The following is a 19,792-nucleotide window of genomic DNA, read 5'->3' on the forward strand; positions in this document are numbered from 1 at the left end:
GCAGCTCACACGCCGACCAGCGTACGCGGCCCGGGACGCAGGTAGACCACCCAGGTCACCAGGAAGCAGAGCGCGTACCAGGCGATGAATGCCAGGTAGGCGGCGTCAGCCGTGCCGGAGGTCAGGAACGACTGCCGGAACGCCACGTTCACCAGCACCCCGCCCGAGGCTCCGACCGCCCCGGCGATGCCGATCACCGCCCCGGACAGGCGCCGGGCCCGCCGCTGCGCCGCCTCCGGGTCGCCGGTCAGCTCGCTCTCCGCGACGGCCCGGGCCCGGAAGATCGCCGGGATCATCTTGTACGTCGAGCCGTTGCCGATGCCGGAGAAGACGAACAGCGCCAGGAACCCGGCCAGGTAGAGCGGGAACGAGCGCTCCCGGGCCGCGTACAGCACCAGCCCGGCGCCGGCGGCCATGGCCACGAAGTTCCAGAACGTGACCCGGGCCCCGCCCAGCCGGTCGGCGAGCTGGCCGCCCACCGGCCGGATGAGCGACCCGATCAGCGGCCCGAGAAAGGTCAGCCAGGCGGCGTCGACGGGCGTCGGGAACCGCTCGTGGAACTGGAGTTGGAGCACCTGGCCGAAGGCGAACCCGAAGCCGATGAACGAGCCGAACGTGCCCACGTAGAGCAGCGACATCACCCAGGTGTGCGGATCGCGGGCCGCCGCGCGCAGCGCGCCCGGCTCGTTGCGCGCCCCCGGAACGTTGTCCAGCCAGCGGGCCGCGGCCAGCGCGGCCAGCACGATCAGCGGCAGGTAGACCGCCGGCACCAGCCGGGGGTACGCGGCGCCGGCCGTCGCCAGCACCGCCAGCCCGACCAGTTGCACGGCAGGTACGCCCAAGTTGCCGCCACCGGCGTTGAGCCCCAGCGCCCGGCCCTTGAGCCGCTCCGGGAAGAACAGGTTGATGTTCGCCATCGAGGAGGCGAAGTTGCCCCCGCCTACGCCGGACAGGCAGGCCAGCACCATCAACGTGGCGTACGACACCCCGGGCTCGATCAGCACCGCCATCGGCACCGCCGGAACGAGCAGCAGCAACGCGCTCACGATGGTCCAGTTCCGGCCGCCGAAGCGGGCCACCGCCAGCGTGTACGGCAGCCGCAGCACCGCCCCCAGCGCGGCCGGTACGGCGGTGAGCAGGAACTTCCCGGCCGGGTCGATGCCGTACTCGGGGCCCAGGAACAACACGGTCACCGACCAGAGGCTCCACACGGAGAAGCCGACGTGCTCGGCGAAGATCGAGACGTACAGGTTGCGCCGGGCGACCCGGGCGCCCCCGGCGGCCCAGAACGCCGGGTCCTCCGGCCGCCATTCGGTGAGCCGTCCGGCGGTGCGGGCCGACGGCCGGGTCGGTGCGGAAACGAGCGTGCTCACGGGCGACTCCTCCTCGTCGATGACGAGGGGACGCTCTCAGCCGGCGGTTTCCCCGGCGTACCCCGCGCGCGTCGGCGCGGCAACGGAGATCGCACGTCCGCCGGAGGGCGCCGGTGAGGCGGTCACAGCTCCTGGAGGATCCGCAGGGCCCGGCCGACCCGCTGCATGGTCTCGGTGTCGGCCACGTCCACGCACTCGGCGAACCACTTCTTCATCGGTGCGGAGATCCGGTCGGGCATCACCACGTACGGGCCCATCGGCACGGCCAGCGGCGAGTCGCGCAGCAGCGACTCCTCGACCACCTCGGCCACGATCACGATGGGTACCGCAGTGGCGTTGTAGACGTCGGAGCTGATCACCAGACCGAACCGTTCCCGGGCGCCGGAGATGCGCCAGACCTCACCCCTACGCAGCACGCGGACGCCCGCCGAACAGGGCGTCGTCGACGAGCGCGGCCTCCTGGGCGTCGGCCAGGGCGGCGGCTTCCAGGTCCAGGCCGGCACGGCCGACCGCGTCGGCGTGCGCGGTGAAGACCTCGCGCAGCGCCTTCTCCCGGGCGGCCTGGTCCATCCAGGCGGAGAGGGAGAGCCCTTCCCGCTTGGCGAACCGGCGCGCTTCCTCGATCGTCTCGTCGGAGAACGACAGTGTCACCTTGGCGGTCATGCCGGGAAGACTACCCAGCGGTATGACCAGCAGTCATCCTCGTTCCCGCCGATCGCGGAAACGGACAGTGATCAGGGACGCCGGCCGCCGAAGACCGCGAAACGCCATTCCTTGAAGAAGCAGTCCACGTCCACCAGACCCGCCTCGGTCAGCCACCGGCACTGGTCTGCCACCGTGGCCGGCCGGTCGTGCCGCATCCGCTGCCGGGCGCCGGCGATCTCCTCGGCGTCCGAGCCCAGCTCGGTGATCCGCGCCGTCCACACCTCGTCGTAGCGGCGGTCCAGCGCCGGCGTCGGCCCGGCCACCTGCTCGGCGTTGACGAACACGCCGCCCGGCGCCAGCGCGCCCGCGGCCCGCTTGTACAGCGCCCGTTTGCCCTCGTCGTCGAGGTGGTGGATGGCCAGCGCGGAGACCACCGCGTCGTACCGGCCGGCGGGCAGCGGGTCGGCCAGGTCGGCGTGCACAGTGCGGTGCGCCACGCCGCGTTCTGTCAGGTGTCCGGCGGCCACCGCGAGCATGCCGGGGGCGCCGTCCACGAGCGTCAGGCGGACGCCGGGCACGGCCGCGGTCAGCAGCAGGGACAGCAGGCCGGTGCCCGCGCCCAGGTCCAGCACCTCGGGGGTACGCCCGGCGGCGAGCGCGGCACGCAGCGGCGGCGCGGCCACCTCGACGGCGGTGCCGTAGAAGGCGTCGAAGCAGGGCACCAGGCGGCGTCGGGCCTGGTCGTAGCTGCCGGCCACCGCGTCGAACGCGTCCGCCACGCCCATCAGAGCCTCCCGTTATTTGAGACAATTTTCCCACATTGTAAACCCCGCCGGGGACGACGTCACCTACGTGCGGTGTGAAGCGCTCGTGACAGGACCGAAACAGAGCAGACCCGGACCGGAAACCGCCCGACGGCACGCTTTTCCGACATGACAGACGGTGCACGCACGGCGACGCGAACGGGTTCAGGCCCCGCGCAGGCCGCCACGCACTGCCCGTACTGCGCCCTGCAGTGCGGCATGGTGCTGCGCGCCACCGGCGACGGCGTCGAGGTCGGCGCCCGGGACTTCCCGACCAACCGGGGCGGGCTGTGCCAGAAGGGCTGGACCGCCGCCGACCTGCTCGACCACCCGGACCGGCTCACCACCCCGCTGCTGCGCGACCGGCCCGGCGGCGAGCTGCGCCCGGCGACCTGGGACGAGGCGCTCGACCGGATCGCCGCCGGGGTGCGGTACGTGCAGCAGCGCCACGGGCCGGACGCGGTAGCGGTCTTCGGCGGTGGCGGCCTCACCAACGAGAAGGCGTACGCGCTGGGCCGCTTCGCCCGGGTGACGCTGCGGACCCGGCACATCGACTACAACGGGCGCTGGTGCATGTCCTCGGCCGCGGCGGCCGGCAACCGGGCGTTCGGGATCGACAGGGGGCTGCCGTTCCCGCTGGCGGACCTCGGCCACGCGGACACGCTGCTGCTGGTCGGCGCGAACCCGGCCGAGACCATGCCGCCGCTGATGCGGCACGTCACCGACCTGCGGGAACGCGGCGGCCGGCTGATCGTGGTCGACCCGCGCGCCACGGCCACCGCCCGCCAAGCCGACCTGCACCTGCAACCGCTGCCCGGCACCGACCTCGCGGTGGCGAACGCGCTGCTGCACATCGCGCTCACCGAGGGCTGGCTTGACCGGGCGTACGTGGCGGAGCGGACCACCGGCTTCGACGAGGTCCGGCGGACGGTGGCCGGCTACTGGCCGGCGGAGGTGGAGCGGCTCTCCGGCGTGCCGGTGGCCGACCTGCACGCGACCGCCCGCGCGCTGGCCACAGTGGACCGGGCGATCATTCTCACCGCGCGGGGCGCCGAGCAGCACGCCAAGGGCGTGGACACGGTCACCGCCCTCATCAACCTGGCGCTCGCCCTGGGCCTGCCCGGGCGCCCCGGCTCCGGCTACGGCTGCCTGACCGGGCAGGGCAACGGGCAGGGTGGCCGGGAACACGGGCAGAAGGCCGATCAGCTGCCCGGCTACCGGCGTATCGACGACCCGGCGGCCCGCGCGCACGTCGCCGGGGTGTGGGGCGTCGACCCGGACTCGCTGCCCGGGCCGGGGGTGCCCGCGTACCAGCTCCTGGACGCGCTGGGCACGCCGTCGGGCGCGCGGGCGCTGCTGGTGTTCGGCTCCAACCCGGTCGTGTCCGCGCCCCGCGCCGCGCGGGTCGAGTCCCGGCTGCGCGCCCTGGACCTGCTCGTGGTGGCGGACTTCGTCCGCTCCGAGACGGCCGAGCTGGCCGACGTGGTGCTGCCGGTCGCCCAGTGGGCCGAGGAGGACGGCACGATGACCAATCTGGAGGGCCGGGTGCTGCGTCGCCGGGCGCTTCGTGAGCCACCCGCCGGGGTCCGTACCGAGCTGGAGATCCTCGCCGCGCTCGCCGGGCGGCTGACCGACGGCGCGCCACTGCCGAGCGACCCGCGCGAGGTGTTCGCGGAGCTGGGCCGGGCCTCGGCCGGCGGGCCGGCCGACTACGCCGGGATCACCTGGGACCGGATCGACGCCGACACCGGCGTGTTCTGGCCCTGCCCGGACCGGGACGGCCCGGACACGCCCCGGCTGTTCGCCGACCGCTTCCCCACCCCGGACGGCCGGGCCCGGTTCCACGCCGTGACCCACCGGCCGGCCGCCGAGCCGGTGTGCGCCGACTACCCGCTGCACTTCACCACCGGCCGGGTGCTCGCGCAGTACCAGTCCGGCGCGCAGACCCGGCGGGTCGCCGCGTTGCGCCGGGCCGCGCCGGGCGGCTTCGTCGAGCTGCACCCGGACCTGGCGGCACGGCTCGGCGTGACCGAGGGAGCGCCGGTACGTGTGGTCTCCCGCCGGGGTGAGCTACGGGCGCCGGCCCGGCTCAGCACCGCGATCCGGCCGGACACCGTCTTCGCCCCGTTCCACTGGCCCGGCGCGCAACGCGCCAACTCGGTCACCAACGACGCGCTCGACCCGGTCTCCGGGATGCCCGAGTTCAAGATCTGCGCGGTCCGGGTGGAGCCGGCATGAACGAGCGCATCGTCGTCGTCGGCCACGGCATGGCCGGCGCCCGGCTCGCCGCCGAGCTGCACGCACGCGGCGGGGACCACTCGATCACCGTGCTCGGGGCGGAGCCGCACCGCGCGTACAACCGGATCATGCTCTCCACGCTGCTCGCCGGACGCATCGGCGAGCCGGACGTGGAGCTGGTCGAAGCGGTAGGGCCGGGCGTCGAGGTGCACACCGGCGCGGCGGTCACCGCCGTGGACCGCGCCGCCGGCGAGGTGGTCACCGACGACGGCGAGCGACACGGATACGACCACCTGGTGCTCGCCACCGGCAGCCGGGCCGTGGTGCCGCCGCTGCCCGGCCTCGCGCCGCTGCCCGAGCGGGTCGTCCCGTTCCGCACGCTCGGCGACTGCCGGCGGATCCTCGCCGCCGCCGAGGGCGCGCGCCGCGTCGTCGTGCTCGGCGGCGGGCTGCTGGGCCTGGAGGCGGCCCGCGGGCTGGCCGCGCGGGGTCTCGACGTGACAGTGGTCCACCCGGTCGGGCACTTGATGGAACGCCAGCTCGACCCGCCGGCCGGCGCGGTCCTCGCGGGCACGCTCGCCGGCCTGGGCGTCCGGTCCCGGCTCGGCGCGGCGGCCACCGCCGTGACCGCCGACGCCGACGGCGTCCGCCTGCACCTGGGCGACGCCGGGACGCTCGACGCCGACCTGCTGGTGCTCTGCTGCGGGGTACGCCCCGACACCGCGCTGGCCGCGGCGGCCGGACTCGCCGTCGAGCGGGGCGTGGTGGTGGACGACCGGATGCGGACCAGTGACCGGCGGATCTCCGCGATCGGCGACTGCGCGCAGCACGACGGCACGCTGACCGGGCTTGTGGCGCCGGCCTGGGCGCAGGCCCGGGTGGTGGCCGACGTGCTGACCGGCGCGGACCCGCTGGCCCGCTACCGGCCCCGCCCGGCGGTGACCCGGCTCAAGGCAGCCGGCATCGATCTGGCCGCGATGGGCGACGTGGCCGGAACCGGCGAGCCGGGCGGGCCGGTCGAGGAGCTGACCTTCGCCGACCCGGCCCGGGGCACGTACGCCCGGCTGCGCATCCGGGACGAGCGGCTGACCGGCGCGATCCTGCTCGGCGACAACCCGGCGGTCGGCACTGTGGTGCAGCTGTTCGACAGGGGCGCGCCGGTGCCGGCGGACCGGCGTTCGCTGCTGCTCGGCCGGGCGTTCGGCGAGGCGCCGGCCGGGCCGGCCGCGTCCCCGGCGCTGATGCCGGACGCCGCGACCGTGTGCCGGTGCAACGACGTGAGCAAGGGCGCGCTGGTGGCGTGCTGGCGGGCGGGCGCCCGGTCGGCGGCGGCGTTGTCCGCGTCGACCCGGGCCGGCACCGGCTGCGGCAGTTGCCGGGACGCGGTGGCCGGCGTCGCCGCCTGGCTCGCCGAGGCCGACCCGCAGGCGACCGACGCGGTACGCGAGACGGTGGAGGTGGCGTCATGAGTGAGCTGATTGTCGTCGGGAACGGCATGGTGGGGCAGCGCTTCGTCGAGGCGCTGCGGGCCCGGGACACCGGCGGGCGGTGGCGGGTCACGGTGCTGGCCGAGGAGCGGCGTCCGGCGTACGACCGGGTGCGGCTCTCGGCCGTCTTCGACGGGGTGGACGCCGACGAGCTGACTGTGCACACCCCCGACGCCGGAGTGGACCTGCGCCTGGGTGAACCGGCCACCGGCGTCGACCGGGCACGGTGCGTGGTGACCACGGCGGCCGGCGAGTACCCGTACGACGCGCTGGTGCTGGCCACCGGCTCGTACGCGTTCGTGCCGCCGGTCGACGGCACCGATCTGCCAGGCGTCTTCGTCTACCGGACGCTGGACGACCTGGCCGCGATCCGGGAGCACGCCCGGGGCCGCCGCACCGGCGTGGTGATCGGTGGCGGGCTGCTCGGGCTGGAGGCGGCGAACGCGCTGCGGTTGCTCGGGCTCACCACGAGCGTGGTCGAGTTCGCGCCCCGGCTGATGCCGGTGCAGGTGGACGAGGCGGGCGGGTCGATGCTGCGCCGCTACGTCGAGGAGCTGGGCGTCACGCCGTACCTCGGGGTGGCCACCACGGCGCTGCGTCCCGGGCCGGACGGCACGGTGGCCGCGCTCGACCTCGCAGACGGGCGCACGCTGGACGCGGAGCTGGTGGTGGTGGCCGCCGGGATCCGGCCGCGCGACGAGCTGGCCCGGGCGGCCGGGCTGCCGCTCGGCCCGCGCGGCGGCGTGCTGGTGGACGCCTCCTGCCGTACCGCCGACGAGCGGATCTGGGCGGTCGGTGAGTGCGCCGCGGTGGACGGGGTCTGCCACGGGCTGGTCGCGCCCGGGTACGCCACCGCCGAGGTGGTCGCGGACCGGCTGCTCGGCGGCGCGGCCACGTTCCCCGGCGCGGACACCGCCACGAAGCTGAAGCTGCTCGGCGTGGACGTGGCCTCGTTCGGCGACGCGCACGGCGTCACCCCGGGCTGCCTGGACGTGACGTTCACCGATCCGGCCACCCGCGCGTACGCGAAGCTGGTCCTGTCCGACGACGCGCGGACGCTGCTGGGCGGCGTGCTGGTCGGGGACGCGAGCGCGTACCCGGCGTTGCGGGCCAGTGTCGGCGGGCCGCTGCCCGCTCCCCCGCTGGCGTTGCTGGCGCCGGCCGGCGGCGCGGGCGCCGGCGCGGGGGCGCTGCCGGCCGCCGCCCAGGTCTGCTCCTGCAACGCGGTGACCCGGGCCGACCTGGACGCGGCGATCGCCGGCGGGGCGACCGACGTGCCGGCGTTGAAGGCGTGCACCCGGGCCGGTGCGAGCTGCGGCTCCTGCGTGCCGATGCTCAAGCAGCTGCTGGACGCCGCCGGGGTGCGCCAGTCCACAGCGTTGTGCGAGCACTTCGACCTGAGCCGGCAGGAGCTGTTCGACCTGATCCGGGTGCGGGGCATCCGCACGTTCTCCCGGCTCGTCGCCGAGCACGGGCGCGGGAGCGGCTGCGACATCTGCAAGCCGGTGGTGGCCTCCATCCTGGCCTCGCTCGGCGCCGGTCACGTGCTCGACGGCGAGGCGGCGTCACTGCAGGACACGAACGACCACTTCCTGGCCAACCTGCAACGCGACGGCAGCTACTCGGTGGTGCCCCGGATTCCCGGCGGGGAGATCACCCCGGAGAAGCTGATCGCGATCGGCGAGGTGGCCCGCGACTTCCAGCTCTACACGAAGATCACCGGCGGGCAGCGGATCGACCTGTTCGGCGCGCGGGTCGACCAGTTGCCGCAGATCTGGCGCCGGCTCGTCGACGCGGGCTTCGAGTCGGGCCACGCGTACGGCAAGGCGCTGCGTACCGTGAAGTCCTGCGTCGGCGACACCTGGTGCCGCTACGGCGTGCAGGACTCGGTCGGGCTCGCCGTCGCGCTGGAGCTGCGCTACCGGGGGCTGCGCGCGCCGCACAAGCTCAAGTCCGCGGTCTCCGGCTGCGCCCGCGAGTGCGCCGAGGCCCGGAGCAAGGACTTCGGCGTCATCGCCACTGAGGGCGGCTGGAACCTGTACGTCGGCGGCAACGGCGGCTTCCGGCCCCGGCACGCCGACCTGTTCGCCACCGACCTGAGCACCGCCGAGCTGGTCACGCTGATCGACAGGTTCCTCATGTACTACATCCGCACGGCCGACCGGTTGCAGCGCACCGCCGCCTGGATCGAGGCGATGGACGGCGGCCTGGACCACCTCCGGTCGGTGCTCGTGGACGACTCGCTCGGCCTCTGCGCCGACCTGGACGCGGCGATGGCCCGGCACGTCACGAGCTACTCCGACGAGTGGCGCGACGTGCTGGACGACCCGGACCGGCTGCGCCGCTTCACCTCGTTCGTCAACGCGCCCGGCGTGCCCGACCCGTCCATCTCGTTCACCCGGGAGCGGGGCCAGCCGGTGCCGGCGCGGGACGCCGGGCACCGCCGCCAACCCGTAGCGCTCGGACTGCCGGAGGTACGCCGATGAGCCCCGTCGTCACGCTGGACTGGACGCCGGTCTGCCCGCTGGACCGGCTCGACCTCGACCGGGGCGTGGCCGCGCTCGTCGACGGCGTGCAGGTGGCGGTGTTCCGCACCGCGAACGGGCTGTACGCGGTGGACAACCTCGACCCGGTCGGCGGCGCGTACGTCATGTCCCGCGGTCTCGTGGGCAGCCGGGGCGGCGTGCCGACGCTCGCCTCGCCGCTGCACAAGCAGGTCTACGACCTCACCACCGGGCGGTGCCTGGACCTGCCCGGCGTGACGTTGACCCGGCACCGGGTGCGCTGCCGGGACGGCCAGGTCGAGGTGCGGTTACGGCAGGAGCAGTGATGCGCGACGAGCTGGCCGGTTTCACCATCGGGGTCACCGCGGACCGGCGGCGCGACGAACTGGCCGCGCTGCTCCAGCGGCGCGGGGCGCGGGTGGTGCTCGCCCCGGCGCTGCGGATCGTCCCGCTCGCCGACGACACCGACCTGCGTGAGGCCACCCGGGCCTGCCTGGAACATCCGCCGGACGTGCTGATGGCCAACACCGGCATCGGCATGCGGGGCTGGCTGGAGGCGGCCGAGGGCTGGGGGCTGGCCGAGCCGCTGCGCGCCACGCTCGCCCGCGCGTACGTGGTGTCCCGGGGCCCGAAGGCGACCGGGGCGATCCGCGCCGCCGGACTGCGCGAGCACTGGTCGCCGGGCTCGGAGAGCTGCGACGAGGTGGTGGAGCACCTGGTCGCGCGCGGCGTGGCCGGCCACGTGGTGGCGATGCAACTGCACGGTGAGCGGCAACCCGAGTGCACCGACGCGCTGGTGGCTGCCGGGGCCACGGTGATCGAGGTGCCGGTCTACCGGTGGGCGCCGCCGGCCGATCCGGCGCCGCTGCACCGGCTCATCGACCTGGTCGCCGGGCGGCTCGTCGACGCGGTCACGTTCACCTCGGCTCCGGCGGCCGAGGCCCTGCTGCGGGCGGCCGGGGACCGTACCGAGACGGTGCTGGAGGCGCTGCGCGGCGACGTGCTGGCCGGGTGCGTGGGCACCGTCACCGCCGAGCCGCTGGTCCGGCGTGGGGTGCCGGTGAGCGCGCCGAGCCGGGCCCGGTTGGGCGCGCTGGTCCGCACCATCGTCGAGGAGCTGCCCCGGCGCACGGTCTCGGTGAAGGCGGCCGGGCACGTGCTGACGCTGCGCGGCCACGCCGCGGTGGTGGACGGGGAACTGCGCCAGCTCGCGCCGGCCCCGATGGCCGTGCTGCGGGCGCTCGCCGCGTCACCCGGCAAGGTGCTCTCCCGCACCGCGCTGCTGCGTACGCTGCCGCGCGGCGCCGACGAGCACGCCGTGGAGATGGCCGTCGCCCGGCTGCGGGTCGGCCTGAAGGCGCCCCGCGTGGTGCAGACGGTCGTCAAGCGGGGGTACCGCCTGCGGGTCGACTGACCCGCAGGCGGTCAGCCCACCGAGGCCGGGTAGCCGTGCTCGGCCTGGAGGCGGAGCATCGCGTGCTCGACCACTGTCACCAGCACCTGCTTGACCGAGTCGCGCCGACGGGCGTCGCACAGGACCATCGGCACGTCCGGGGAGATGGCGAGCGCCTCCCGGATCTCCTCCATCTCGTAGTGCGGCGCGTCGTCGAAGCGGTTCAACGCCACGACGTACGGCAGCTTGCGGTTCTCGAAGTAGTCCAGCGGCGCGAACGCGTCGGTGATCCGCCGGGTGTCCACGAGCACCGCCGCGCCCACCGCGCCCCGGATGATCTCGTCCCACATGAACCAGAAACGGGTCTGGCCCGGGGTGCCGAACAGGTAGAGGATCAGGTCCTCGGCCATGGTGATACGGCCGAAGTCCATGGCGACCGTGGTGGTCTCCTTGCCCGGCACCTTCGACGGGTCGTCGATGCCCACGCCGGCCGCGGTCATCAGCGCCTCGGTGGTCAGCGGCTGGATCTCGGAGATCGCACCGACCAGCGTGGTCTTGCCCACGCCGAAGCCGCCCGCGACCACGATCTTCGCGGAGATGATCTCCCGGCCGCGGTTCACCCCGTCGGGGTCATAGTTCGCGAAGTCCACTTAGCACCCTTCCAAGCAGGTTCATCCGCGCCGCGAAACCCGTCGCGGGAGCGGCAGTGTGTAGCGTCAGCAGGCCCTCGGCCACCATGTCGGCGACCAGCACCCGGGTGACGCCCAGCGGCATCCGGGTGTAAGCGGCGATTTCCGCCAGCGACTGTGCCCGGCCTTCACAGACCGAGGAGATGCGGTACTTGTCGTGCCCGGCGAACCGCGCCTCGGCCGACTGCGTGGGCGTGCTGGACAGCACCGCCTCGAGCGCGATGTTCTGCAACGGCTCGGTGCGGCCCCGGGTGACCGCGTACGGTCGCACCAGCGCGCCACGCGGATCACGTCGCGGTTCCATCTCGCGATCACCTCCCCTCGTACGGAGCGCAGCGGCTCCGGCTCATGTCGGCGGGCCCGGTCAGGACCGGACGGCGTCCCTCGGCAGCGGGACCAGCGCCTGCCCGACCCGTTCCACGAGCAACGCCATCTCGTAGCCGACCTGGCCCACGTCGCAGCTGCGCGCCGCGAGCACGGCCATCGACGAGCCGTCGCTGATGGACATCAGGAACAGGTAGCCGCTGTCCATCTCGATCACGGTCTGCAGCACCCCGCCGGCGCTGAACATGCGCGCCGCGCCCTCGGTCAGGCTCACCACGCCGGAGGTGATCGCGGCAAGCTGGTCGGCCCGGTCCCCCGGCAGATCCCGGGAGGAGGCGAGCAGCAGCCCGTCCGCGGAGACCGCCACCACGTGGGCGATGCCCGCCACGCTGTCGGCGAAGTTGGTGAGAAGCCAACCCATGTCCTGCATGGCCGCCGGCCTGTTCATCGGTTCGTCTCCTTGGTCGAGGTGCTGTTCAGGTCGGCGCCGGCCGTACGGCCCCGCTGGACGCCACGGTGGTAGGCGGAGAGCAGCCCCCGGACCTCGTCCGGCGTGCGCCGGCTGCGGTCCCGGCCGCTCTTCGGCTCTATCCCACCAGGCACGAGCTGGGCCTGCGGCACCCGCTTGGGCAGGCCGGAACGGGTGGTGCCGCCGGTGGTGGGCTCCGCGGCCCGGCTGGCCCGCGTCCAGCCCTCGTCGGCCGCCGTACGCCAGGCGCTCGGGTCGATGGCGGGAGCGGGCTCGGCGGCGGGTGGCGGCGCCGGGGCTGCCGGTGGCGGCGCCGCGGCAGCCGTGGGCGGCGACGCGACGGCGGGCGACGACGGGGCGGCGTCCGCGGGTGACGCGGCCGGCACGGCCGGTGCGTGGTACGCGGCCGGCGTGCTCAGCCCCGACGCCTGGGCGCCCGGGGTACGGGTGGGCAGGGGCGGGCGAGCCGACGCCGCGGGCGGCGGCACGGCCGGCTGGGCCGGCGCGGGCGGCTCGTCGAAGGTGGGCCGAGTGAAGATCGTGGTCTCGTCCTCTCCGTGCGAACGGAACCAGACCGCCTCCATCTCCCGGAATATCGGGGCCTCGGCCCGCTGCTCGGGACGGGCCACCACGGGCGTCGCCGGGGTGGTCTCCACCGCCGGCGCCGCGGCGAGCGGCTGGTAGGCCGGAGGTGCGACCGGCTGGGCGGCCTCGACGCCCGGCGACCGCTTGGGCAGCGGGTCCAGCGCCGGGTACGCCACCGTCGGCCCGCCGGCCGACCAGCCCGCCCCGGAGACCGGGGCCGGCGTTGCCGGAGGCGCCGGGACCGCCGGCAACGTGCCGGTCGCCCCGCCCAGCTGTACGGCGGGAGTGGTGTCCCGCGCCTCGGCGGGCGCCTGCCACCTGGCGGGCGGGGCGGTGGTCGCCCCGCGCCACCCGTCGGCGAGCGTCGCGGTGGCGGCGCCCCGGCCGGCGCCGGCAAGCGCGTCGGCGACGCCGACCTGGCTCAGCGGTGACTGCTCGACGGCCAGCGGCTGGCGCGGCCGGGTCAGCGGGGCCTGACCACGGTTGGCCGGCAGCACCACTGTCGAGTTCGGCAGCGTGACCTGGGCGACAGTGCCGCCCTCGACGTTGCGGCGCAGCTCGACCCGGATCCCGTACCGGGAGGCGAGCCGGCTCACCACGGCCAGACCCATCAGCCGGAACGCTGCCACGTCGACGGTCGGCGGCGCGGCCAGTCGCCGGTTGAGCGAGTCGAGCTGTTCGTCGCTGAGGCCGAGCCCCCGGTCCTCGATCTGGATCAGCACGTAGTCGCGGATCCGGCGGCCGTCGGCCACCACCGAGGTGTTCGGCGGCGAGAACCGGGTGGCGTTGTCGAGCAGCTCGGCGACCAGCCGGACGACGTCGTTGACGGCGTGGGCGGCCACCGAGATGTCGGTGTCGACGGTGCCGAACTCGATCCGGTTGTAGAGCTCCACCTCGGACTGCGCGGCGCGCAGCACGTCGACCAGGAGCGCGTCGTCGCGACGCGGCACCGCCGAGTCGGCACCGGCGAGCACCAGCAGGTTCTCGTCGTTGCGGCGCATCCGGGTGGCCAGGTGGTCCAGCTCGAACAGCTGCGCGAGACGCTTCGGGTCCTCCTCGGACCGCTCGATCGCGTCCAGCTCGCCGATCATGCGGTCGACCAGGCTCTGCGAGCGGCGGGCCAGGTTGAGGAACATCGCCGAGACGCTCGTGCGCAGCGCGGCCTGCTCGGCCGCCACCCGCACCGCCTCCCGGTGGACCACGTTGAAGGCGACGGCCACCTGGCCGACCTCGTCGCGGTTGGTCAGCTTGATCGGGTCCCGGACCTGCTGGACGATCTCGTCCACGCCGCCGTCGCCGATGGCGTTGACGTTCTGCAGCCGGCTCACCGCGTCCGGCAGGTCGTGGTTCGCCACCGCGAGCGCGCCCTCACGCAGCCGGCGCAGCGAGTCGTTCAGCGACCGGGCGAGCACCACGGCGAGCGTCACCGCGACGGCCAGCGTGATCAGCACCAGCAGGCCCTCCACGACCGCCTGCTGGATCACGTCGGCGCGTACCTCGTCGGCGTCGGCGAGCAGGTCGTCCAGGAGCTGGATCTCCGCCCACCGCATCAGCTCGTCGACCGCGCCGATGGCGTCGGACGCCTCCTGGCGGGTGACGAGCGCGGGCCGCCCGACCGAGCGGGACAGGTCGGCGGCGACCCGGTCGGCGAGCTGGACCGCGTCACCGGACACGGTGCGGTCCACCAGGGCCCGCTGGGCCGGCGTCGCGGACCGGGAGAACGTGAGCAGCGCCTCCTGCTGACCGGTCAGGGTGGCCACGAAGGAGGAGAACTGCTCCTCGTCGATCCGGCCGGCGCCGAGCGCGGTGAAGGCGACCGCCTGCTCCTCGGCCACCTCGGCCTTGGCGTGGGCGAACGCGGCCACCGCGCGGCGGGCATCGGCCAGGCTCTCCGCGCCCGGCTGCTGGGCCAGCGCGTCGCTGTACGCGACCAGGTCGTCCAGGACGATGCCGTAGCGCAGGCTGGCCTCGGCCACCGGCATCTGCGACCGGTCCAGCACCTCCTGGCGCGTGCCGTTCAGCGTGGACAGGTGGGCGTCGATGACCTTGAGCTGGCTGCTCACAGCGCCCGGCACGTCGCCGAGGCGGCGCCGCTCCTCCTGGTACGCCGCGATCCGCTCGTCGGTCTGGCGCACCCGCAGGTTGTACGCGTCCGGCTTCTCGTCCGGCTTGGCCAGGAAGACCGCCGCGGCCATCCGCTCCTTGTGGAGGTCCTGGGTGAGCGCCGAGATGTCGACCGACACGGCCGTCAGCGACCGGACCCGGTCCGCCTCGTACGCGCCCTGACCCACCGAGACGAGTCGGATAGTTGCCAGTGCGATGACAGCCGCGACCGGAACGACCAGGATGAGGGCGAGTTTCGAGCGGATCCGCGCGTCGCGCAGCCTCGGCAGGCGCCGTCGCCGGTTCCGCTGTTCGGCGTTGGGGCTCCCGGGCAGGGTCGTAGGTCCGGTGCTCACGACATCGCCTCCGTCGTTTCTTCCACGCGCGACCCACTGACCCGTGCCTGGTGCAGCGGCCAGCGCCACGCGCGGCACGGCCGCGATTTCATCAGACGAGATCGTGTTTGGGAAGCCGCAGGGAGGCAGGAAACGGTCGGGGTCGGCGCAACCCGTGATCCGATCACCTAATACCTTCTTTTCTCCAACCCCCTGATCAGGGGATGTCACTCCAGAGTGGTCACACGCTTCTGTGCAGTAATTGTCAGTTAATGTTCCGTGTCCCCAGCATGTGGGATGGCTGTCCCGAAACAGCACTCGAGATCCCGGCTTGACCACAGGCCCCGGCATTGGCAAGGTTTTGCAGGCTTCGCGCACACCGTACGGCACACCAATCCCGTTCCTCCACTGAGGACGGACTAGCGGCGGTGATCGGGCGTCGGCCCGCGCCGCACCTGGAGGACTGAGTTGAGCCCCATCCGCTCCGCGAGCATCGCGGCGCTCGCATCGGCCGTGCTGGCCACCACGCTCACCGGCTGCGGGATCGGCGGGGAACCGCAGGACACCAGCCCCATCGTCATCGCCGCCGACCTGGAACTCTCCGGCGCGTCCGCGCCGGTCGGCAAGGTGTACCAGCGGGCGCTGGAACTGAAGGTCGAGCAGTTGAACTCGTCCGGCGCGCTGGGCGGCCGGAAGATCGATCTGCGGGTCAAGGACAACCGCTCCGACGCTGCGGAGTCCTTGCGGAACATCAATGATTTCAGCGGCGACTCACGGGTGAGCGCCGTCATCATGGGCGGCTGCAACGAATGCGCGGTGGGCGCGGCCCGCACCATCGGCGAGAAGCGCATTCCGACGATCGCACTGGCCTCCTCGAGCGCGGTCACCGAACCGGTGGGCGAACGGCGATATGTCTTCAGGCTCGCCCCGAACGCCGCCGACAGCGCCGCCGCGCTCGCCACCGAACTGGACCGGCGCGACATCCGCAAGGTCGCGCTGCTGCACAGCGCCGACGGTTACGGCCAGGAAGGGCTCACCGCGCTGCGCCGGGAACTGGAAAAGACCACGGTGCGGCTGGTCGGCAACGAATCGGTGCGGCTCACCGACACCGAGGTCGGCACGCAGGTCAACGAATTGATCGCCGCCAAGCCGCAGGCCCTGATCCTCTGGACCACGCCGGAGCAGGCGACGCTGGCCGCGACCACGGCCCGGCAGAGCAAGTTCCGCGGGTCGCTGTTCTTCGACGCCGCGGCCGCCGGCGACCTCTTCCTGGGCCCGTCGGCCCGCTCCACCGAAGAGGCCACGCTGATCTTCACGCAGACCATGGTGATCGACGACGTGATCGCCACCACACCGGCCAAGGCGGCGCGCCGGCAGTGGTTCCAGGAGTACACCGCCCGCTTCGGCGGCTACAACGGCTTCTCCTCGTTCGCGGCCGACGCGGTCCAACTGATCGTGGACGCCGAGCAGCGCGCCGGTGGCGAACCGGGCACTGTCGACCGGGACGCGCTGCGCGACGTGCTGGAGACCTCGCAGCTGGACGGGCTGTCCGGGCCGATCCGGATGACGCCGGACAACCACTCCGGGTTGATGCCGCAGGCGTTGACGACGCTGGTGGCGCGTGGTGGGCGTTGGCGGCTCGCTGGATAGTCGCTGTGGGGGGTGTCGCCCCCGGCACAACCGGCTCCGGGCGGTCAAGCTTGATCCCTGCGCCGGTTGCGCCGGGGGCGACACCTTCGTGGTCGGCTGCGACCCGTGGGTTGAGGTTTCCTTCTGGGTTCTCGGCCGACGTCGGGTTACCTGGTTGTGGTCAGCGGGCTGAGGTGGTGGCCTTCACCCAGGGCAGGGCCAGGCGCTCGACGAGGCTGAGGGCGGCGTAGAGCGCGATGCTCATCAGGGCCACCAGCACGATCGCCGCCCAGGCGGTGGCGGTGTCGCCGACGCCGTTGTACTGCAGGATCTGGTAGCCCAGACCGGGACGGTCCGAGTAGAACTCGCCGATCACCGCGCCGATCGCGGCCAGCGGCATGGCCACCTTGAGCCCGACGAAGATCTGCGGCAGGGCGGACGGGAAGCGCACCTTGCGGAACGACTGCCACCACGAGGCGTTCAGCGACCGGCTCAGCTCCGCCAGGTCCGCCGGCGTGGTGGTCAGGCCGGTGGCGGTGGAGAGCACGATCGGGAAGAAGCAGAGCAGGAACACCATGGTCAGAATGGGTTTCTGACCCCAGCCGACGGCCACCACCAGCAGCGGCCCGAACGCGATCTTCGGGACCGCGTTCACGGCCACCAGCAACGGCGCGAACATCCGCTCGACCCGGCGGGACGCGGCCAGCGCCATCCCGATCAGCACCCCGGCGGCCGACGAGAGCAGGAAGCCGAGCACTGTCATCCAGGTGGTGATGCCCAACGCGGGCAGCAGCACGTCGGTGGCGTTCGCGAGGGACTCCCCCACCGCCTGCGGCGGCGGCAGCGCGGCCGGGTGCACCAGGTTCAGCCCCGAGGTGACCAGCCACCAGCCGGCCACCGCGATCACCAGGCCGAGCGCCGGCAGCCCGACCGCAGCCGGACGTACGGCGAACCCGCGCCGGACCGCCGGGCGCGGCTGCGGCGCCTCCGGCCGGGCCTCGGTCAACTGTGTCAACGTGTCCTCCTCTCTGCGCCGGTCGGTGCGACCGGCACGGGAAGGGGGTGCGCCCCGCCGGGTGTCCGGCGGGGCGCACCCCCGTTGGCCCGAGCGGACCGGTCAGGCCTTCGGCGCGAGGTCGAAGTCGATGATCTGGTCCGGGGTGAGGTCCTGCTTGAGCGCGCCCGCGCCCTTCAGCAGGGCGATGCTCTTGGCCACCCGGCCACTGTCCAGCGTGCCGATCGCAGTGCCGGAGTTGCTCGACCGGACGTACGCGGCCATCAGCTGAAGCTCGGCGGAGGCCGCGGCCGGGACGGCGGCCGGCACGTTCTTCTTCAGGATCTCGGCGGCCTCGTCCGGGTTCGCCAGCGAGTACTCCAGGCCCTTGAGCAGCGCGGCGGTGAACTTCTTCACCATCTCCGGCTTCTCCTTGGCGAGCTTCGTGGAAGTGATCAGCGCGTTGCCGTAGAGGTCCTGCATCACGTTGCTGTACGGCAGGATGACCGGCTTCTTCTTGGTCACCGTCTCCACCGTCGGCTGGCCGACGACGAACTGGCCGATGCCGTCCACCGAGCCGGAGCCGAGCATCGGCATCAGGCTCTGCGCCTCACCGTTGACCCAGGTCACCTTGCTGCCGTCGATGCCGGCGAGCCGCGCGTACGTGGGGAAGAGGTTACGCACGACGGAGCTGGGGGTGTCGGCGAGCTTCTTGCCCTCGAGGTCCTTCGGGGTGGCGATGTTCTTGCCCTCGACCGTGACGATCGCGGCCATGGTGCGCTGCTGGATCGCGGCCACCGCCACGAAGTCCTTCGCCAGGCCGTTGCCGAGCTGGAGGATGCCACCGGTCAGGTCGATCGGGCCGAACTGGGCCTGCCCGCCGGTGATGGTCTGGATGACGGAGCCGGTGCCCTGGCCGGGCTTGATGTCGACGTCGAAACCGGCCTCCTTGAAGAAGCCCTTGTCCTTCGCCACCCAGGCGTAGGAGTCACGGCCGAAGTTGCCGAACGAGGTGAGGTACGTCACCTTTTCCAGCGCGCCGCCGTTTCCGCCGCCGCTCTCGGACTTGTCCGAGTCGCTGCTGCAGCCGCCCACGAGGGCGAGGGCGGTAGCCAGAGCCGCGGCGGCGACCGTACGGGTCAGCCTTCTCATCAGTGCACCATGTCCTTTCCGACCAGGACTTTCTCGCCGGTCGGGTCGTGGGTCCGACGGGGCCGGCAGGAGGGTTGGGCCGACTGGACCGTCGTGAGGGGACTCTTCGCGCGCAACAGCGTACGAGAAGGCGGATGGCGCGCTCCCTCCGTCCCGGTTGCGGAACGGAAACGAAGTTGCGTGACGGAAAGCGGACTGACGTCCACCCCGGACAGTGCTATAAGCACCGTCCGCTACGCTAGCCCGGCTCGCATTCGGATGACGTGGAAGGGAGCCGGCGGAAGATGATCCGACTGTCCGGGGTGTCCCGCACCTTCGACGGCCGATCCGGGCAGGTGGAGGCGCTGCGCGGCATCGACCTCGACGTCGCCGAAGGCGAGTTCGTCGCCGTACTCGGCCGGTCCGGCTGTGGCAAGTCCACGCTCCTGCGCATGATCGCCGGCCTGCTCCCGGTCAGCGGCGGCGAGATCACCGTGGCCGGTACGCCGATCACGAAGCCCCGCCGCGACGTGGCCATGCTGTTCCAGCGGCCGGCCCTGCTGCCCTGGCGCACGGTGCTGGACAACGTGCTGCTGCCGGTGGAGATCTTCGGCTGGCGCCGGGCCGAGCACCGCGACCGCGCCCGCCAGCTGCTGGAGATGGCCGGGCTGGGCGGCTTCGAGAAGCGGCTCCCGCACGAGCTGTCCGGTGGCATGCAGCAGCGCGTCTCGCTCTGCCGGTCGCTCATCGGCTCACCCCGGGTGATGCTCATGGACGAGCCGTTCTCCGCGCTCGACGCGCTCACCCGCGAGGAACTCTCCGGCGAACTCCAGCGGGTGCACATGGAGACGAAGGCCACGATCGTCTTCGTCACCCACTCGATCGACGAGGCGGTGCTGCTCGCCGACCGGGTCGTCGTGCTCAGCCCGCGCCCCGGCCGGATCCGCGAGGTGGTCGAGGTGAACGTCCCCCGGCCCCGCACGCTCGGCCGGCACGAACACCTGGCCGACGTCGCGCGGATCAGCGCCGAGCTGCACGAACTGCTGATGGAGCGGGACGCCCCCGGCGTACCCGTGGGAGGACGGTGACC

At 73.3% G+C, this 19,792-nt stretch carries 17 protein-coding genes; 7 read left to right on the plus strand and 10 right to left on the minus strand.

All coding sequences use genetic code 11. The features are described from left to right. Nucleotides 1-5 precede the first annotated feature (5 nt). From DQE82_RS29420 to DQE82_RS29435, 4 genes are all read right to left on the minus strand, one after another. Complete coding sequence (locus tag DQE82_RS29420; RefSeq protein WP_043328294.1) at nucleotides 6-1,373, minus strand: MFS transporter; 1,368 nt, start codon at nucleotides 1,371-1,373, stop codon at nucleotides 6-8. Between the two features lie 122 nt (nucleotides 1,374-1,495). Further along, entirely contained in the window at nucleotides 1,496-1,789 is a 294-nt protein-coding gene (locus DQE82_RS29425; RefSeq protein ID WP_043328292.1) for a type II toxin-antitoxin system PemK/MazF family toxin, read from the minus strand. Then, entirely contained in the window at nucleotides 1,779-2,036 is a 258-nt protein-coding gene (locus tag DQE82_RS29430; protein WP_030501570.1) for a DUF6364 family protein, read from the minus strand. The genes DQE82_RS29425 and DQE82_RS29430 overlap by 11 nt, the downstream gene beginning before the upstream one ends. A gap of 71 nt (nucleotides 2,037-2,107) precedes the next feature. Then, nucleotides 2,108-2,803: a class I SAM-dependent methyltransferase gene (locus tag DQE82_RS29435; RefSeq protein ID WP_104113839.1), complete on the minus strand. Its 696-nt coding sequence runs from the start codon at nucleotides 2,801-2,803 to the stop codon at nucleotides 2,108-2,110. A gap of 147 nt (nucleotides 2,804-2,950) precedes the next feature. On the opposite strand from DQE82_RS29435, the gene DQE82_RS29440 reads away from it, so the two are divergent. From DQE82_RS29440 to DQE82_RS29460, 5 genes are read left to right on the plus strand one after another with little or no spacing between them, the layout of a single operon-like run. Continuing rightward, on the plus strand, nucleotides 2,951-5,059 hold the full coding sequence (locus tag DQE82_RS29440) for a molybdopterin oxidoreductase family protein (protein WP_113974772.1): 2,109 nt from the start codon (nucleotides 2,951-2,953) through the stop codon (nucleotides 5,057-5,059). Then, nucleotides 5,056-6,528, plus strand: coding sequence for an FAD-dependent oxidoreductase (locus tag DQE82_RS29445; protein WP_113974773.1), 1,473 nt, complete (start codon nucleotides 5,056-5,058; stop codon nucleotides 6,526-6,528). Before DQE82_RS29440 ends, DQE82_RS29445 begins: the two co-directional genes overlap by 4 nt. After that, nucleotides 6,525-9,032 carry a nitrite reductase large subunit NirB gene (gene nirB, locus DQE82_RS29450; protein ID WP_113974774.1) on the plus strand — a complete coding sequence of 836 codons (2,508 nt, stop codon included), beginning with the start codon at nucleotides 6,525-6,527 and terminating at the stop codon, nucleotides 9,030-9,032. The genes DQE82_RS29445 and nirB overlap by 4 nt, the downstream gene beginning before the upstream one ends. After that, complete coding sequence (gene nirD, locus DQE82_RS29455) at nucleotides 9,029-9,376, plus strand: nitrite reductase small subunit NirD (protein WP_043328283.1); 348 nt, start codon at nucleotides 9,029-9,031, stop codon at nucleotides 9,374-9,376. The genes nirB and nirD overlap by 4 nt, the downstream gene beginning before the upstream one ends. Continuing rightward, complete coding sequence (locus DQE82_RS29460; RefSeq protein WP_064446600.1) at nucleotides 9,376-10,464, plus strand: uroporphyrinogen-III synthase; 1,089 nt, start codon at nucleotides 9,376-9,378, stop codon at nucleotides 10,462-10,464. Before nirD ends, DQE82_RS29460 begins: the two co-directional genes overlap by 1 nt. An 11-nt stretch (nucleotides 10,465-10,475) precedes the next feature. Here DQE82_RS29460 and DQE82_RS29465 read toward each other — a convergent pair whose 3' ends face one another. From DQE82_RS29465 to DQE82_RS29480, 4 genes are read right to left on the minus strand one after another with little or no spacing between them, the layout of a single operon-like run. Continuing rightward, a complete protein-coding gene (locus DQE82_RS29465; RefSeq protein ID WP_030501577.1) occupies nucleotides 10,476-11,093 on the minus strand; it encodes an ATP/GTP-binding protein in 618 nt (205 codons plus the stop codon). Continuing rightward, entirely contained in the window at nucleotides 11,074-11,436 is a 363-nt protein-coding gene (locus DQE82_RS29470) for a DUF742 domain-containing protein (protein WP_030501578.1), read from the minus strand. The genes DQE82_RS29465 and DQE82_RS29470 overlap by 20 nt, the downstream gene beginning before the upstream one ends. Before the next feature lie 60 nt (nucleotides 11,437-11,496). Then, the gene (locus DQE82_RS29475) at nucleotides 11,497-11,904 is read right to left on the minus strand and encodes a roadblock/LC7 domain-containing protein (RefSeq protein WP_013288588.1); all 408 of its coding nucleotides are present in this window, start codon (nucleotides 11,902-11,904) and stop codon (nucleotides 11,497-11,499) included. Continuing rightward, nucleotides 11,901-14,969, minus strand: coding sequence for a sensor histidine kinase (locus tag DQE82_RS29480; protein ID WP_113974775.1), 3,069 nt, complete (start codon nucleotides 14,967-14,969; stop codon nucleotides 11,901-11,903). Before DQE82_RS29480 ends, DQE82_RS29475 begins: the two co-directional genes overlap by 4 nt. A 447-nt stretch (nucleotides 14,970-15,416) precedes the next feature. Between DQE82_RS29480 and DQE82_RS29485 the strand changes: the two genes are divergently transcribed. Then, nucleotides 15,417-16,598 carry an ABC transporter substrate-binding protein gene (locus DQE82_RS29485; protein WP_043328278.1) on the plus strand — a complete coding sequence of 394 codons (1,182 nt, stop codon included), beginning with the start codon at nucleotides 15,417-15,419 and terminating at the stop codon, nucleotides 16,596-16,598. Between the two features lie 160 nt (nucleotides 16,599-16,758). On the opposite strand, the gene DQE82_RS29490 is transcribed toward DQE82_RS29485, so the two are convergent. Together DQE82_RS29490 and DQE82_RS29495 are read right to left on the minus strand one after the other, a co-directional pair. Next, a complete protein-coding gene (locus tag DQE82_RS29490; protein ID WP_104113834.1) occupies nucleotides 16,759-17,592 on the minus strand; it encodes an ABC transporter permease in 834 nt (277 codons plus the stop codon). A 102-nt stretch (nucleotides 17,593-17,694) separates the two neighbouring features. Next, nucleotides 17,695-18,723, minus strand: a complete 1,029-nt coding sequence (locus DQE82_RS29495) for an ABC transporter substrate-binding protein (protein ID WP_043328275.1) — start codon at nucleotides 18,721-18,723, stop codon at nucleotides 17,695-17,697. Between the two features lie 284 nt (nucleotides 18,724-19,007). On the opposite strand from DQE82_RS29495, the gene DQE82_RS29500 reads away from it, so the two are divergent. Further along, nucleotides 19,008-19,790: an ABC transporter ATP-binding protein gene (locus tag DQE82_RS29500; RefSeq protein WP_064446604.1), complete on the plus strand. Its 783-nt coding sequence runs from the start codon at nucleotides 19,008-19,010 to the stop codon at nucleotides 19,788-19,790. The last annotated feature ends 2 nt before the right edge of the window (nucleotides 19,791-19,792 follow it).

Origin of the sequence: Micromonospora sp. LHW51205, assembly GCF_003315815.1 — a bacterium.
Taxonomy (GTDB): Bacteria; Actinomycetota; Actinomycetes; order Mycobacteriales; family Micromonosporaceae; genus Micromonospora; species Micromonospora chalcea.